Annotated in this window: 6 protein-coding genes; 2 read left to right on the top strand and 4 right to left on the bottom strand. The window is 76.4% G+C overall.

The features are described 5' to 3' along the window. Nucleotide 1: 1 nt before the first annotated feature. From FHU30_RS05460 to FHU30_RS05445, 4 genes are all read right to left on the bottom strand, one after another. A complete protein-coding gene (locus FHU30_RS05460) occupies nucleotides 2–358 on the bottom strand; it encodes an acyl carrier protein (RefSeq protein WP_253872333.1) in 357 nt (118 codons plus the stop codon). After that, the gene (locus tag FHU30_RS46880; RefSeq protein ID WP_253872331.1) at nucleotides 355–4659 is read right to left on the bottom strand and encodes a beta-ketoacyl synthase N-terminal-like domain-containing protein; all 4305 of its coding nucleotides are present in this window, start codon (nucleotides 4657–4659) and stop codon (nucleotides 355–357) included. The genes FHU30_RS05460 and FHU30_RS46880 overlap by 4 nt, the downstream gene beginning before the upstream one ends. Next, nucleotides 4656–12011 carry a type I polyketide synthase gene (locus FHU30_RS05450; RefSeq protein WP_253872324.1) on the bottom strand — a complete coding sequence of 2452 codons (7356 nt, stop codon included), beginning with the start codon at nucleotides 12009–12011 and terminating at the stop codon, nucleotides 4656–4658. Before FHU30_RS05450 ends, FHU30_RS46880 begins: the two co-directional genes overlap by 4 nt. A 387-nt stretch (nucleotides 12012–12398) precedes the next feature. Beyond that, nucleotides 12399–13502 carry an alpha/beta fold hydrolase gene (locus FHU30_RS05445; RefSeq protein ID WP_253872315.1) on the bottom strand — a complete coding sequence of 368 codons (1104 nt, stop codon included), beginning with the start codon at nucleotides 13500–13502 and terminating at the stop codon, nucleotides 12399–12401. Nucleotides 13503–13836: 334 nt separating this feature from the next. On the opposite strand from FHU30_RS05445, the gene FHU30_RS05440 reads away from it, so the two are divergent. Both FHU30_RS05440 and FHU30_RS05435 read left to right on the top strand, forming a co-directional pair. Further along, a complete protein-coding gene (locus tag FHU30_RS05440; protein ID WP_253872313.1) occupies nucleotides 13837–15495 on the top strand; it encodes a RelA/SpoT family protein in 1659 nt (552 codons plus the stop codon). Between the two features lie 9 nt (nucleotides 15496–15504). Beyond that, the gene (locus tag FHU30_RS05435) at nucleotides 15505–15942 is read left to right on the top strand and encodes a universal stress protein (RefSeq protein ID WP_253872304.1); all 438 of its coding nucleotides are present in this window, start codon (nucleotides 15505–15507) and stop codon (nucleotides 15940–15942) included. Nucleotides 15943–16021 lie beyond the last annotated feature (79 nt).

Raw genomic sequence — 16021 nt, 5'->3', positions numbered from 1 at the left:
CCTACGCGTACGCGCCGGACGGGACGGAAGCCTCCGAACCGGCGCCCGGGCCGCCACCCGGCGCGTCGCCCGGGCCCGAGGCGGCCAGGCGGGACTCGATGTAGGTGGTGAGGTCGCCGACCGTCATGGCCATGATCTGGTCGAGGTCCATCCCGGCGATGAACGCGGCGAACTCGATCCGCGCGCCGTACCGGAGCTGGAGCTTCTCGGCGAGCGCGACGAACTCGATGCTCTCCAGCGCGAGGTCGTCGTTGAAGGAGGTGTCCGGGCCGACCTCCTGCTCCAGCAGGAAGTCCTCCCCGACGACCTCGGCCAGCATCGCCACGACCTCGTCCAGGACGTCGTTTCCAGCGGTCATGTGCTGTTCTCCCCCTTGTTGCGGTTGAAGGCGTCTCCGTCGTCGTCCGGTTCGTCCGCGAGGTCGGCGGCCGTGCGCAGGTCGTCGGCGGGCGGAGCATCCGGGAGCGTCCAGGTCACGGTGTGGCCGTCGAACTCGCGCGCCGCCGCGCCCGGCGGACGGGCCGTCCCGCCGCCCGGCGCGAGGTCCACGCGGGTGATCTCGATGCGGCACGGCCGGCCCGCGTCCCGGACGAGCGCGACCCCCAGCTCGTCGGTCGAGCCGACCGCGAGCGCGGGCGACTCGAACGCGCCGGTCGCGCGGGGCCGCCCGGGCGCGCCGTCGCTGATCGTCACCTCGGCGGGGAACAGCGGGCCGTGGCCGCGTTCCCAGAGCCAGTGCCGGACGGCGTCCTTGGCGGCGATCCGGCCGAGCAGCCACGGGCCCTGCTCGCGCGGGGTGAGCGCGTCGTACTCGCGGCGCTCGGCGGCGTTGAGGTACTGCCGCATGAGCAGGTCGCGCGAGGACCCGTTGTCCCAGTGCTTGCGGGCGAGCACCCAGCCCTCGGGCTGCGGCTCGGCGGTGCCGGACACCTCCGGGGTGAACTTCATCCGCCAGATCGGCTCGTCGGTGTAGAAGCGGTGCGTCGACCAGCCCTCGACGCGGCACCAGACCCGACCGTCCGCGCCGGTGATCTCGCAGTCGTAGCGGAGCGTGGTGGCGGTCATGGCGCGGTTCCGGACGGTCACCGGGAGCAGCTCGCCGGGCGGCGGCAGCGGGCCGTACCAGGTGACGCGCTCGATGCCGGTCGGGAAGACGGTCTGGTCCTTGTCGCCGTTCACCTGGATCCAGTGCCCGCAGAGCTGGCCGACGTTGTCCATCAGCGCGCCGGGCGTGGGCAGCGAGGTCAGCACGCCGCGCAGGCCGTCGGAGGCGAGCGCGGTGATCTCGGCGACGCCCTGGTAGAGCGGCCCGTGGAACATCCAGCGCTCGGAGTAGAACCGCTCGGCGCTCACGTGCGGCGGGTACTCGCCGGTCAGCTGCCGGCGGTCCGGCCGCGGCGGCGACGGGTACCGGGGCGCGAGGACGACGATCCCGTCGGTGTGGCCCTTGATGACGACCTCGACCTTGTGGACGCCGTCGCCGGTCGCCGCCACGAGCCGGGCCGAGATCTCGGTCTCGGTGGGCGGGTCGGCGGTGACCCAGCGCATCGCGCGGACGTGCTCCAGCCCCACGCAGACCAGGTGCGGGAACAGCTCGCGCGCGGCGTCCGCCATGACCTCCAGGAGCGTGGTCAGCGGCACGACGGGGAACCGGTCGGACGGGTCGGGCCAGCCGACCGGCTGCGGGATCAGGCAGTGGTCCATGACGTACGGCATCGCGTCCAGCGAGAACACGCGCGGGACGGTCAGCTCGGTCGGTCTCGGCTGCGAGGGGACGAGCGGCGGCACCGGCCGCGCGGACGCGCCGCTCTGGAACGCGTCGAGCACGTGGGTGGCGCTGTCCACGGCCTCGCGAAGCAGCGCGTCCAGCTCGGCGGTCACCGGGTCGGACGGCGGCAGCGGCGGCCGCGCCTGCTCGCGCCCGGCCCGCGAACCGGGGAGGGTCAGCGGCGGGACGGCCCCGTCCAGCCGGACGACCGGGACCCCGAGATCGAGCCGGACCGCATCGGGCCCGGTCGGCACGACCGGCGGCGCGGCGGCCGGGCCCGCGCCGTGCCCCTCGGCCCAGAGCGCGGCGGCGACGCGGCGGAGCTGCGCCAAGCCGTCCCGCTGCGGGACGTTCACGGCCATCGCCAGGTGCTCGCGGTCGCCGAGCCGGTCCCCCACGAACCCGGTGATGCTGCCCGGCCCGACCTGCACGAACGCGCGGACGCCCGCGCCGTACAGCTCCTCGGTCAGCTCGCTGAACCGGACCGGTTCCAGCAGGTGCCGGAGGACCAGCTCGCGGATCTCCGCCTCGGTCTGCGGGAACGGCCCGACGGTCGTCGCCGACCAGAGCGGGATGTCCGGAACCGGGTTGATGTCCATCGCGCGGAACGCGTGCCGCAGCTGGTCCAGGAGGGTTTCGGCCATCGGCGTGTGGAAGCCGGTGCGGAACGGCAACTCCTGGCCCAGCACGCCTTCGGAGCCGAGCCGCCGCAGGATCTCCCGGACGGCCCCGGGCTCGCCGCAGATGACCGACTGGTGCGGGCAGTTGTCGTGGCTGACGACCACGTCGGCGCGGGCGCCGAGCTCCTCCAGGGCGCGGTCGGCGCCGCAGCCGAGCGCGCCGTACGCGACGTCCGGGATCCTCAGTTCGGCGGGGTCGAGCATGCCGATGAAGGTGTCGGCGGCGTCCGGCCGGTACATCCCGGCGACGATCATCGCGGTCCACTCGCCGAGGCTGTGCCCGGCGGCGAGGTCGGGGCGGATGCCGAGCCCGGCGAGCGCGGCGGCGAGCAGCCGGCCGACCGCGATCACGTCGGCGGCGTGCCCGAGCAGGTCGGTGCGCCCGGTCAGCTCGGGGCGGGCGAGGCCGAAGTGGTCGGCGACGTCGTCCACGCGCGGCGCGAAGGCGGGCTCGAAGCCCGGGAACAGGAACGCCAGCCGGCCGCCCGAGGCGAGCAGCGGCCGCGGCGTGAACCAGAGGTCGCCGCGGCCGCGCCAGGGGGTGCCGCGCTCGGCGACGGCGCGGGCGAGCTTGAGCTTGCGGGCGTCCGGGCCGACGATCGCGAGGCGGCAGGGCAGGTCGTCCGGTTCGCGGTCGCAGTGCGCGAGCAGCTCCTCGTCCGGCGCGTCCAGCAGCGCGGCGAGCGCGGCGGCGTCGCGCGCGGCCAGCCGCAGCACCCGCTCCCCGCCCTCGCCGCGCAGGCCGGCCGCCCGCTCTCCCTCACCGCCGCGCAGCCGCAGGGGGCCGAGGTGGGCCTTCGACGCCGCCGGGGCCTCCTCCAGGACGATCTGGGCGTTCGCCCCGCCGAACCCGAAGGCGTTCACGACCGCGCGGCGCGGGCCGCCCGCCGGACGCTCCCACTCCGCCGCCTCGCGGACGGGCACCAGCCGCGTCCCGGCCATCGCCGGATGCGGCTCGGTGACGTGCAGCGTCGGCGGCAGGACGGCGTCGCGCAGCGCGCACGCGGCCTTGATCAGCCCGGCCATCCCGGCGGCGGGCATCGCGTGCCCGATCATCGACTTGACCGTGCCGACGTGCAGCGGGCTCCCCCGGTCGCCGAACACGCGGCGCAGCGTGGCCAGCTCCGCCTCGTCCCCGGTGGGTGTGCCGGTGGCGTGCGCCTCCACCAGGCCGACCGCGTCCGGCGCGGACGGGTCGAGCCCGGCGTCCGCCCAGGCGCGTTCGAGCGCGAGGACCTGGCCGTCCACCAGCGGGCTCAGCAGCCCGGCCGCGCGCCCGTCGCTGGACGACCCGGCGCCGCGGATCACCGCGTAGATCTTGTCGCCCGCGCGCAGCGCGTCCGGCAGCCGCTTCAGCAGCGCCATGCCGGTGCCCTCCGACAGCAGCGTGCCGTCGGCGGCGCGGTCCAGCGGGCGGATCACCCCGCTCGGCGACAGCGCCTTGAGCTGGCTGAACAGGCTCCACAGCGTGACGTGGTGGGAGTGGTGGACGGCCCCGGCGAGCATCGCGTCGCACTGCCCCGAGCGCAGCGCCCGCACCGCGTGCTCGACCGCGAGCAGCGACGACGCGCACGCCGCGTCCACCGTGTACGCGGGGCCGCGCAGGTCGAAGCGGTTCGCGACGCGGGACGCGGCGAAGTTCGGGACGATCCCGGCGGACAGCTCCGGCGTGTCCGGGCCGAGCCGGGACCGGAACGCGTCCCGGATCTGCTCCACCCGGTCGGCGGGCAGGTCCGGCAGCAGGTCGGTCAGGATCGCCGCGATCTGGTGGAACGCTCCGACCCGCTGGTCGAAGCGGGCCATGCCGGGGCCGATGTAGCTGCCGCGGCCGAGCACGACCCCGACGCGCGTCCGGTCCGGGAGGCGCTCGTCGCCGCCCGCGTCCGCGATCGCCTCGGCGGCCGTGCGGAGCGCGAGCAGCTGGTCCGGCTCGATCCCGGGCACCGCGTTCGGCATGATCCCGAACCGGGCCGCGTCGGCGGTGGCCAGCTCGTCCACGAAGCCGCCGCGCCGGCAGTAGAACCGGTCGGACCGCGGCGTGCCGTGGAAGGCGGCCGGGTCGTGGTAGAGCGCGGGGTCCCAGCGGTGCGGCGGGACGTCGGTGATCGCGTCCACCCCGGCCCGGACGTTCGCCCACAGCTCCGCCGCCGACCCCGCCGCGGGGTAGACCGCGCCGAGGCCGACGACCGCGATCGGCTCGCCGCCTGTCACGAGGCGGCTCCGGCGGCTCCCCCGGCTCCCCTGGCGGCTCCCCCGGCAGGCTCCCCGCCGCCCGCCCCGGCCGAGCCCTCACCGTCCCCCACGCCCTCGCCCGTCCCAACGGGGTCAGCGTGAACCCCGGCCGTCCTGTCGGAGTCGGCAAGGGGCACGGTCGTCCCGGCGGGGTCGACGAAGGGCCGGGCCGGGCCGTCCTGCTCGGTGAGGGGCGCGGCCGTCTCAGCGCGGTCGGCGAGGCAGGCGGCCGTCTCAGCGCGGTCGGCGAGGGGCGCGGTCGTGTCGGCGGGGTCGGTGAGGGGGGCGGACAGGACGACCTGGACGTCATCACCGGCGGCGATCTCGTGCATCAGCGCGGCGACGGCGGCGTCCGGGTCGAGGAGCCCGACACCGCGCCTCGCGTACTCGCGGGCGAGCTCCAGCGACACCATGCCGCCCCCGGCCCACGGGCCCCAGTCGGCGACCAGGACGCGGCCGCGCAGCTCGGTCCGCCAGACGCGGGCGAGCGTGTCGCAGGCGTCGTTGGCGGCGGCGTAGTCGGCCTGCCCCCGGTTCCCGTACACCCCGGCGACGCTGCCGAACACCACGAAGAACCGCAGGTCGGGACGGACGGCGGCGGCGAGCGCGGACGCGCCGTCCACCTTCGTCCGGTACACCCGGTCGAACGAGTCGGGCGCCTTGTCGCGGACGAGCCGGTCCTCCAGCAGCCCGGCTCCGTGCACGACGCCGTCGAGGCGGCCGTGCCGGTTGTAGACGTCCTCCACCACGGCCCGGACGGCCTGCGCGTCCCGCACGTCCACCGGGTGGTACCGGACGGCGGCGGCGTGCTCGCGCAGCGCGGCGAGGTTCGCGCGGATCTCCCGCGAGGCCAGCACGGAACGGATCCGCGCCTCGATCTCGGCGGGCGTCCGGCCGCCCTGCGCGACCAGCGCGCGGCGCAGCGCGGGCCGGTCCGGCGCGTCCGCGAGCTCGGGGTCCTCGGCGGCGGGCTCGGGCGTGCGGCCCAGCAGCTCGACCCGGCAGCCGGTCGTGCGGGCCAGCTCCAGCGCGATCCGCGCGGTGATGCCGCGCGCGCCGCCGGTGAGCAGCACGACGCCGTCCGGGCCGAGGCCGGGCGTGGCCGACCGGACCGGGGGCAGCTCCGCGCGGACGACCGACAGCCCGCGCCGGACGTCGCCGTCGTGCCCGACCACGACCGGCTCGCCGGGCGCCAGCATCTCGGCCAGCAGGCGCAGCGCGATGGCGCGCGGGCTGTCCTTGGTGTCGACGTCGACGGCCCGGACGAGCGTCTCGGGGAACTCGCGGGCGAGCGTCCGGGCGAGGCCGCGCAGGCCCGCGCCCGGCGTCGGGTCGCCGACGCCGCCGTCGAAGCCGCGGCCGAACGCGCCGCCCGCGCCGGTGCCGAGGACGAGCCAGCGCGGTCCGGTCAGCAGCGCCTCCCGGATCCCGGCGTACGCGCCGGGCAGCACCGGCCCGCCGCCCGGCCGGAGCGCGGCGAGGTGGATCAGGCCGTCGCAGGGGCCGCCGGCGTCCAGCGGCGTCCGGACGCGGGCGCCCTGCTGCTCCAGCAGCGCGGCCAGCTCCAGCGCGATCCCGCAGCCGTCGTCGACGATCACGAACGTGCGGCCCTCGAACCGTCCGGGCACGACGTCTGGAGTGGGCAGCGGCGCCAGCTCCCGCATCCGGACGATCTGCCGCACCGGCGGGACGGCCTGCTCGTCCGCCTCGGGTCCTTCCGGCGCGCTCACCTGCGCGGCCGACCGGATGTCCCCCGGCTCGGCACGGCGGTCCCCTTTCGGCTCGGAGCGGGCGGCCTTCGGCTCGGCGGACCGGGTGCTCTTCGGCTCGGCGGAGCGGGCGCCCTTCGGCTCGGAGGGCCGGGCGGCCTTCGGCTCGGTGAGCCGGTCGCCGATCCAGGCGACGATCTCGCCGATGGTCTTGATCCGGGCGAGCTGCTCGACGATCGCCTCGTCCAGCCGCGCGCCGGCCGCGGCGAGCCCGACCCGCTCGGCCAGCTCCCCGATGATCTCGGTGCGCTTGATGGAGTCGATCGACAGGTCGGCCTCCAGGTCGAGGTCCGCGCCGAGCATCGGCTCGGGGTAGCCGGTCCGCGCGCCGATCACCGACAGAACCGCAGCGCGGATCCCGTCCGGGCCGAGGACGGCGGGCCCGGCCGGGACGTCCGGCCGGGTGGACGTCCCGGCCCTCGGCGCGGACGGCGAATCGGCGGGGCCCTGCGAACCGGCGGGACTCTGCGGGTTGGCGAAGCTCTGCGGGACGACATGCCCCGACAGCACCGAGCGCGGCGCCGGGACGGGCGGCGGCGGCGCGGGCAGCGCGGACGCCGCGGTCCGGGCGCCGAGCAGGCCGAGCACGACGTCGCGCTGGGCGGCGACCAGCTCGCGGCTGCTGCGCAGGTACTCCAGGACGGCGAGGTGCACCGGGTCCTGCTGGGGCGCGGACCCGGCGGCCGGGTCGTCCGGGGTGGCGGGTGCCATGGTTCCTCCCGAGGGGGACGAGACGCGTTCGGCCGGGCGCAGCCCGTTGGCCAGGTAGGCGCCGTCGGCGGTGCGGACGAGGTGGCCGTTGACGATCCAGCCGGGCACGGCGGGCGGGTCGGCGGCCGACAGGACGCGGGCGTCGCGCCCGGCGAACAGCGCGGCGGCGTCGACCGGGACGCCCGCGACGGCCAGCTCGGCGAGCGCGAGCAGCAGCCGCTCGATGCCGTCCTCGCCGGGCGCGTCGCAGGCCACGGCCGTGTGCGGGCGGTCGCCGAGGATCTCGCCGACCAGCCGGGTCAGCACCCGGCCAGGGCCCGCCTCGACGAACACCCGCGCGCCCGCCGCGTACATCGCCTCGATCTGCTCGACGAACCGGACCGGCGCGGCGACCTGCCCGGCGAGCGTGGCGCGCAGGCCCGCGGGCTCGCTGTCGTAGGGCGCGGCCGTGGTGTTGGACCAGACCGGGAAGGCGGGCGAGCGCAGGTCGCAGCGAGAAAGCTCGGCGCGCAGGGCCGCGGCGGCGCCGCCGACGAGCGGGCTGTGGAAGGCCGCCGCGACCGGGATCCGGGTGGCGGCGATCCCGCGCTCCGACAGCGCCTTGAGCGCCTGCTCCAGCGCGGGCGTCGAGCCGGAGACGACGACCTGGCGGGGTCCGTTGTGGTTGGCGACGACCAGCTCGGAGATGCCCGCGACGGCGGCGCGCACCTCCTCCAGCGTCCCGGCGCAGGCGGCCATCGCGCCGGGGTCGTCGCCGTGGCCGCCGGCGGCGGCGAGGATCGCCTCGGCGCGCGCGGCCGACAGCCCGACCAGGTCGTCCTCGCCGAACACGCCGGCCGCGGCGAGCGCGACCAGCTCGCCGTAGCTGTGCCCGGCGGCGAGGTCGGGCCGGACGCCCAGCTCGGTCAGCAGCCGGTGCGCGGCGAGGCCCGCGATGCCGAGCGCGGGCTGCGCGATCCTCGTGTCGGTGATCGCCTCGCGCTGGGCGCGCTCGTCCTCCGGGGTGAACGCGGCGGGCGGGAACATGGCCGGCGCGTACTTCCCGTCCGCGAGCCGCAGCAGGCGCTGGAGCCGCGGGAACGCGACGAACAGGTCGGCGAGCATGTTCGGCCGCTGGCTGCCCTGCCCCGGGTACAGGAACGCGACCTTGCCGGGCTCCCTGGCCTTCCCGCGGCCCGGTCTGCCCGGCGCGACGAACACGCCCGGCCCGGCGCGGAAGGAGCGCGCCGCGTCGAGCTTGCGGCGCAGGTCGGCGATGCCGGACGCGACGATCGCGACCTGCACGGAGTCCGGGCCGGGCTCGGCGGCCGTCCGGGCGAGGTCGCGCAGCCGGGCGCCCGGCGCGTCCGCCAGCGCGGCGAGCCGGTCCATCTCGGCGCGGGCGGCGTTCCGGTCCGCGCCGCGGACCAGCAGCAGCTCGGCGGGCCAGCAGGCCAGCCCGGACACCGGCTCGGGCGCGCCGTCGTACCCGGCGAGGACGGCGTGGAAGTTGGACCCGCCGAACCCGAACCCGGACAGGCCCGCGATCCGGTCGCCCGGCGCGGCCGCCCACGGACGGGCCGTCCGGCCGAACGCGAACGGGCTGGACGACGCGTCCCACGCGCGGTTCGGCTCGGTGAGGTGCAGCGTCCCGGGCAGGACGCCGTGGTGCAGCGCGTACGCGGTCTTGATCAGCCCGGCCAGCCCGGCGGCGCACTTGGTGTGCCCGATCTGGGACTTGACCGAGCCGAGCGTGACGCTGCCCGGCGCGGCCCCGGCCGCGGTGAACGTCTCGGTGAGGGTGGCCAGCTCCGTCCGGTCGCCGACCTCGGTGCCGGTGCCGTGCGCCTCGATCAGGCCGACCCGCGCCGGGTCCACCCCGGCGCGCGCGTAGGCGCGGTCCAGCGCGCGGCGCTGCCCTTCGGCGCGCGGCGCGGTGAGGCCGAGCGAGCGGCCGTCGGACGACCCGGCGACCGACTTCACGACCGCGTAGATCCGGTCGCCGTCGCGCTCGGCGTCCGCGAGCCGCTTCAGCACCACGCACGCGACGCCCTCGCCGAGCGCGATGCCGTCCGCGCCCGCGTCGAACGTCGCGCAGCGGCCCTTGCGGGAGAGCGCGTGCACGGACGAGAACAGCAGGAAGTCGTAGATGCTGTTGTGCAGGTCGGCGCCGCCGCACAGCACCATGTCGGACGTCCCGGCGGCCAGCTCCTTGCAGGCGGCGTCGAGCGCGGCGAGGGACGCGGCGCACGCGGCGTCCACGGTGTAGTTCGCGCCGCCGAGGTCGAAGCGGTTGGCGATCCGCCCGGCGATCACGTTGGTGAGGACGCCGGGCACCGAGTCCTCGGTGAGCTTCGGGAGCTGCCCGTCCACGCCGGGCGGGACCTCGCCGTAGTACTTCGGCAGGATCGCGCGGGTCGAGTAGGCGGTGCCCAGCTCCGTCCCGGCCTCGGCGCCGAAGAACACCGACGTGCGGGACCGGTCGAACGGGCGCTCGTCGTAGCCCGCGTCGCGCAGCGCGCGCGCCGCGACCTCCAGCGCGAGCAGCTGCATCGGCTCGACGCTGGACAGCGAGTTCGGCGGGATGCCGTAGGCGAACGCGTCGAACGGGACGTCCGGCACGAACCCGCCCCACTTGGACGGCGTCTTCTCGCCCCCGGTGCTGTTCGGGTCGAAGTAGACCGACGGGTCCCAGCGGCCCGCCGGGACCTCGGAGATCGCGTCCACGCCGCGGACGATGTTCGCCCAGTACTCGGCGGCGTCCCCGGCCTCGGGGAACACGCAGCCGATGCCGACGATCGCGATGTCCATGGGGTCGGCCTCGGCGGCGGCCTCCGGCGCGGGCTCGGCAGCGGTCAGGCCGAGCGCCTCGGCGCGCGCCTCCAGGAACCGCAGCGCGCCCGTCGTGACCTGCTCGTGCAGGCCGGTGATGCTGGTCGTCGCCGTCCGCAGCGCCGCGACCTGGCCGATCATGTACATGCCCTCGCGGGCCTGGTCGGCGGGTTCGACGCTCTGCAGCGCGCCGCCGCCCGGTCCGCGGCGCAGGCCCTTGGCCGCGATCCGCAGCCGGCCGAGGTTCAGCTCCTCCAGCTGCTCCCACATCCGGCGGCGGGTCGTCCCAGCCGCCTCCAGCTCGCGCCTGGCCTGCTCGAACGCCTCGACGTACGGGGTGCGGGCGCAGCGCGTGGCGTGGCCGGGCGAGGTCTCCAGGAGGGTCGTCCCGGCGCACTCGACGGCCGCCTGCTGGAAGCCGGGCAGGATCGCCCCGGCCGCAACGGCCTCGTAGGTGAACAGGTACGCGGTGCCCATCAGGACGCGGACGTCCGCGCCGCGCTCGGCGAGCGGACCCGCGAGCGCGGCGACCATCGCGGCGGACCGCTCGTCGTGGATGCCGCCCGCGAACAGCACCGACATGCCGTCCGCCGCGTCCGGGGTCTTGTCGGTGAAGTCGAGGAGCCGCTGGACCTGCGCCTCCCACAGTGGGAAGCTCGCGCGCGGGCCGACATGCCCGCCGCACTCCAGCCCCTCGAAGACGAACTTGCGCGCGCCCTCGGCGAGGAACCGGTCGAGCAGCCCGGGCGACGGGACGTGCAGGTAGGTGGAGATCCCGGCCTCTTCCAGCGGCGCGGCCTGGGACGGGCGGCCGCCCGCGATCAGCGCGTACGGCGGCCTCGCGGCGAGCACCGCGGCGATCTGCGCCTCGCGCACCTCCGGCGGCGCGAAGCCGAGCACGCCGACGCCCCACGGCCGGTCGCCGAGCCGGTCGGCGGTGTCGGTGAGCAGGTCGCGGACCTCGTCCCCGCCCATCAGCGCGAGCGCGAGGAACGGCAGCCCGCCGTCCTGCGCGATCGCGGCGGCGAACGAGGACCGGTCGCTGACCCGCGTCATCGGGCCCTGCACGACCGGGTAGTCGCGACTGATCGGCGCGCCGGGCGGGTTGTCGCGGGGCGCGAGCGGGCGGGCCGCGAGCGCGGCGCGCAGGTGCGCGTCCACCTCGTCCCGGACGGCCTGGACCACTCCCCCGGCGGTGCGGTAGCGGTCGCCGAGCGCGGCGGCGAGGAACCCGTCCTGGCCGACCGGCAGCGCCTTCATGTGCAGGCCGGACGCGCCGAGCCTGGTGTTCGCCTCGGCCGGGGTCAGCCCGTCCAGCTCGAAGTCGGGCAGGTCGGGGCGGGTGTAGATGCGGTGGCCGCCGGTCACGCGGGTCTCGCCGCCGTCCATGGCGCGCAGCGCGTCGGCCACGTCCCGCGGAAGCTCGCATTCGCGGACCAGCGCGAGCTGGACGTCCAGGACGACGCCCGCCGCGCCTCCCGCGACGGCGGCGGCGGCCGTGTGCGGGCCGATCCCGCCCGCCGCGAGTACCGGGACGCCGATCGCGGCGTCCGCGAGCAGAAGCTGGAGCAGCACGAACGTGGTCAGCTCGCCGACCCGTCCGCCCGCCTCGCAGCCGCGCGCGATGAGCCCGTCGGCGCCGGCGTCCAGCGCTTCGTACGCCTCGGCCGCGTCCACGACCTCGGCCAGGAGCCTGCGCCCGCGCGCGTAACCGGCGGTCTCTTCGAGGGACGCGGCGTCCAGCAGGACGGTCCGGGCCTGGTCGGGCAGCTCGTCCGGGCGCACCCCGCAGCCGGCCGGGACGCGCACCCCGAAGCCGCCCCGCCACCAGCGGGCCAGGTCGGCGAGGGCGGCGAGCGCGGCGGCGCGGTCGGTGCCGAGGTCGAGCACGCCGAGGCCGCCGGCGCGGCAGACCGCGGCGGCCAGGTGCGGCGCGGGACGGCCGAACGGTCCGACGCCGACGACCTCCACCCCGGGCCGGCGGGACCGGCCTCCAGGAACGCCTCCGGCCACGCCGCCCGGACCCACCTCAGCCGCCATGCACTGCCCCCCGCCGTTCCGCGCCCGGCCCGACCCTTGAGGCCGGCGCGGCTCGAACAACCCTGGCTCGTCACTCCTCTTGCGAAGCGCGGCGCGCCCTCCGCAGGAGGGGGCCGCGACGAGGCGCAACACTACGGTCGGCGACGGCGCGACCACCCAGGCGACACACCCGGGTCACGCTTCCCCGCGCACTCCAGAGGATTCCCGGACCTTCTCTTGACCGGGAGCGGACCCGGCGCGCCGGGACGGGGGCAGAGACACGACGCGCCGGGGGCAGATCATCGGCCGACGGACCGGGCGACGGACCGGGGGGCGGGCCGGGGGGGGCGGACCGGGGGCGGACCAGGGGGCGGTTCGGGGACTGGGACGGGCCGGGGGCGGCGGCGGTCAGGCGAGGATCTGGCGGCGGGGCACGCGGATGCCGTGCCGGACGGTCCCCTCGTCCAGCCAGCGGTCCAGGTGCGCCCAGGTGGTGGCGCGCGCGGACCGGCCCGTCAGGACGCCGAGGTGGCCGCCGGGCGCCGCCGCGAACCGCACTTCGGGCGCGCCGGCGAGCAGCCGGGTCAGCGGCCGGACGGACCGGACCGGCGCGAGTCCGTCGCCGCGCCCGGCGATCGCCAGGACCGGCACCTTCACCCCGCCGAGCGGGACCAGGTCGGAGCCGATCCGGACGCCGTCGCCGGACAGCGCGTTGTCCCGCAGCAGTTCCCGGTAAACGTCCCGCGCGGTGTTCCCGGGATAGGCGAGCATCGAGTTGGTGAAATGGTCAACCGCTTCGATCTGCGCCAGGAATTCGCGGTCGTCGAGATTGGCGAGCACCTTGTAAGGGCGGAGCAGGTATTTGTCCGCCCCGATCACCTGGTAGGCGCGTTTCACCAGCGGCCTCGGCAGGCCGCCGAACACCGCGTCGAACGCGCCGACCACGCCCGTCCCGAGGCCCGGCACGCGGGTCAGCGGCCGCAGCGGCGCGGCGAGCCGCACCGCGGACATGTCGACCGGCGCGGCGATCACGGCGACCGAGGCGATCGGCAGGCCCGGGTCGTCGGCGGCGGCGAGCAGCGACAGGATGCCGCCCAGGCACCAGCCGACGAGCTGGACGGGCTGGCCTCCGGAGTCGGCGCTGACCGTCCGGATCGCGTCCGGAAGCACCCCGCGGACCCACTCGGTGAAGCCCATCCGCCGGTCGGCGAACGAAACCGGGCCGTAGTCGAGCAGGTAGCCGGTCCGGCCCGCGGTGACGACGTGCTCGGCGAGGCTGCATCCGCGGCGCAGGTCGTAGCAGCGCGCGGGCGCGGCGAGCGGCGGGACGAACAGCACCGGTGGCCCCGCCGGGACGACCCCCTCCGGCGCGCGGTACCGGTAGACCGCCCCCTTCGGCCCGTCGTCCAGCAGCACGGCGGGCATCGGGCGCAGGTCGGCGACGTGTCCGTACAGGAGCATGTGCGCGGCGTTGGACGCGGCGGCTCGGAGGCTGCGGGGAGAGGGGATCATTTCACGATTATCCATCTCCATTAGGGGGCGGCCGGAGCGAACGTATTGGCCAAAGCCGGTCCACCTCGGGCAATGTCGTTTCTACCCGGTAGGAGCGGGACGGACGTCACAGTCCCGTGAAGTCCGTGTTAATTGGTCTTGACAACAGTCGCTCCGGTGAGGGTTCCGCACGACGCTGACATGACCGCACGGTCATGCGGCGGCCCCGGTCCGCCGCCTCCCGGACGGCCCCCCTCTGGCCGGGGGCGGCTACTTCGCGCATAATGCCAGTTACACCCCGTAGCATCCACGCCACGGGCCGGTGTCAGGCGGGTGGGCGATGAAAGGGCCCGGCGTGCGCGAAGGCACGCCCCACACGCAAACCGAGGACGCGCGTCCCCACCAGCGACGCGCCACGACCCTGCACGCCCCCGGACGGCGCGTGCTCGGGCGGACCCTGATCGGACGGCCTCTGATCGGGCGGCATGTCATCGGGCGGCATGTCATCGGGCGCGGCGCGTCCGGGCGGCGGGCGTCCCGTGACCCCGCGCTCACCGCCGCGCTCGCGCCGCTGCTCGCCGCGTACCGGTCGGTCTGCCCCGGCCGCGACGAGCGCGAGCTGATCCGCGGGTTCACCGTCGCCGAGCGCCTGCACCGCGGCCAGCTGCGCAAGTCGGGCGAGCCGTTCATCACCCACCCGCTCGCCGTCGCGACGATCCTCGCCGGGATGGGCATGGACACCGCCACCCTCGTCGCCGCGCTGCTGCACGACACCGTCGAGGACACCGCCTACACCCTGGACGAGCTGCGCGCCGACTTCGGCGCCGAGGTCGCCGTCCTGGTGGACGGCGTGACCAAGCTGGATGGCGAGCGCTGGGGCGCGCGCGCCGAGGCCGAGACGTTCCGCAAGATGGTCCTGGCCGCCGCGGCGGACCTGCGGGTGCTGGTGATCAAGCTGGCGGACCGGCTGCACAACCTGCGCACGCTCGGCTTCCAGCCGCTGGAGAAGCGGATCCGGATCGCGACGGCCTCGCACGAGCTGCTCGTCCCGTTCGCCGAGCGGCTCGGCATCCGCGTCCTGCAGCGCGAGATGGACGACCTGGCCTTCGCCGCGCGCGATCCCGAGGGGCACGCCGCCACGGCCCGCGCCGTCGCCGCCGCGGTCGCCGCCGCGCCAGCCGTGTTCGGCCCCGCGATCGGGCTGGTCGAACCCGCGCTGCGCCGGCACGGGATCACCGCCGAGACGTCCGTCCGGCCTCGGCACCTGTACTCGGTGCACCGGACGCGCGGCGGCGACGTCGCCGGGCTGCGTCCAGGCGAGGCCGCGCGGCTGCTCGTCCTGGTGGACGGCCCGGACACCGACTGCTACGTGGCGCTCGGCGCGGTGCACTCCGTCCTGCACCCGGTGCCCGGGCGGCTGCGCGACCACATCGCGCTGCCCAAGGACAACCTGTACCGGTCGCTGCACACAAGGGTGGTCGGCCCGGGCGGCGACCCGCTCGAAGTGATCATCCGGAGCCGGGCGATGCACCCGCTCGCCGAGTACGGCATCGTCGCGAGCGTCCGCGAGGCGGGCGACGGCGCGGCGGGCCGGGAGGTGGCGGGCCGCCGCGACCTGGAGTGGCTGAGCCGGCTGCTGGCCTGGCAGTCCGCCGCGCCGTCCGACCGGTTCCTGGACGGCCTGCGCGCCGACCACGCGCCCGGCATGGTCGCCGCGTTCACCCCGCAGGGCCGGATGCTCGTCCTCCCGGCGGGCGCGACCGCGCTCGACTTCGCCTTCTCCCTGGACGACGGGACCGGGGAACGCTCCATCGGCGCGCTGGTCAACGGCCGGCACGCGCCGCTGTCGGCGGAGCTGCGCAGCGGCAACGTGGTGCAGGTGCTGACCGGGCCCGCCGCCGCGCCGTCCGCCGAGTGGCTGGACTTCGCCGTCACCGCGCACGCCCGGGTCGGCATCGCGCACTGGCTCGCCTCCCATGCCCCGGAGCGGCCGGGGACGCAGGCCCCGGGCTAGTCTGGGGGCATGTTCGAGCTGGCCACCGACGGTCCGAAAGTGATCGTGTGCGGAGTGGACGGCTCCGACCCGTCGCTGCACGCGGCGGCGTACGCCTGGGGCCTGGCCCGCCGGTCGGGCGCGCGGCTGGTGCTGGTCTACGTGGTGCCGGTCGCGACGATGTCGACGCTGACACCGGGCGGCGCGGCGGTGCTGCGCGAGGCGGCCGAGGAGGTCGCCGGCGAGATGCGCGCCGAGCTGGCCAAGGCCGCAGAGCGCGCGCACGTCGACTACGAGTACCGCACCGAGCCCGGCGACCCGGCCGGGGTGCTGTCCAGGATCGCCGACGAGGTGCGCGCGGACGTCGTGGTCGTCGGCGCCTCCGCGCAGGCCGGGCACCGGCTGGTCGGCTCGGTCGCGGTCCGGCTCGTCCGGGCCGGCCGCTGGCCCGTCACCGTCGTCCCCTGAGCACGAGTCGCATCGGCCTGAGCATGTCGCATCGGCTGAGCACGGGTCGCATCGGCCTGAGCACGGGTCCGGCCGGGCG

This window comes from Actinomadura rupiterrae, assembly GCF_024172125.1.
Lineage (GTDB): Bacteria > Actinomycetota > Actinomycetes > Streptosporangiales > Streptosporangiaceae > Spirillospora > Spirillospora rupiterrae.
This window is presented reverse-complemented; position numbering and strand designations above follow the sequence as displayed.

What these genes read in the sequence shown, in the direction of transcription:
- FHU30_RS05450 (WP_253872324.1), bottom strand. Translation starts at nt 12,011, where the DNA reads ATGGCGGCTGAGGTGGGTCCGGGCGGCGTGGCCGGAGGCGTTCCTGGA.
- FHU30_RS05460 (WP_253872333.1), bottom strand. Translation starts at nt 358, where the DNA reads ATGACCGCTGGAAACGACGTCCTGGACGAGGTCGTGGCGATGCTGGCC.
- FHU30_RS05445 (WP_253872315.1), bottom strand. Translation starts at nt 13,502, where the DNA reads ATGATCCCCTCTCCCCGCAGCCTCCGAGCCGCCGCGTCCAACGCCGCG.
- FHU30_RS05435 (WP_253872304.1), top strand. Translation starts at nt 15,505, where the DNA reads ATGTTCGAGCTGGCCACCGACGGTCCGAAAGTGATCGTGTGCGGAGTG.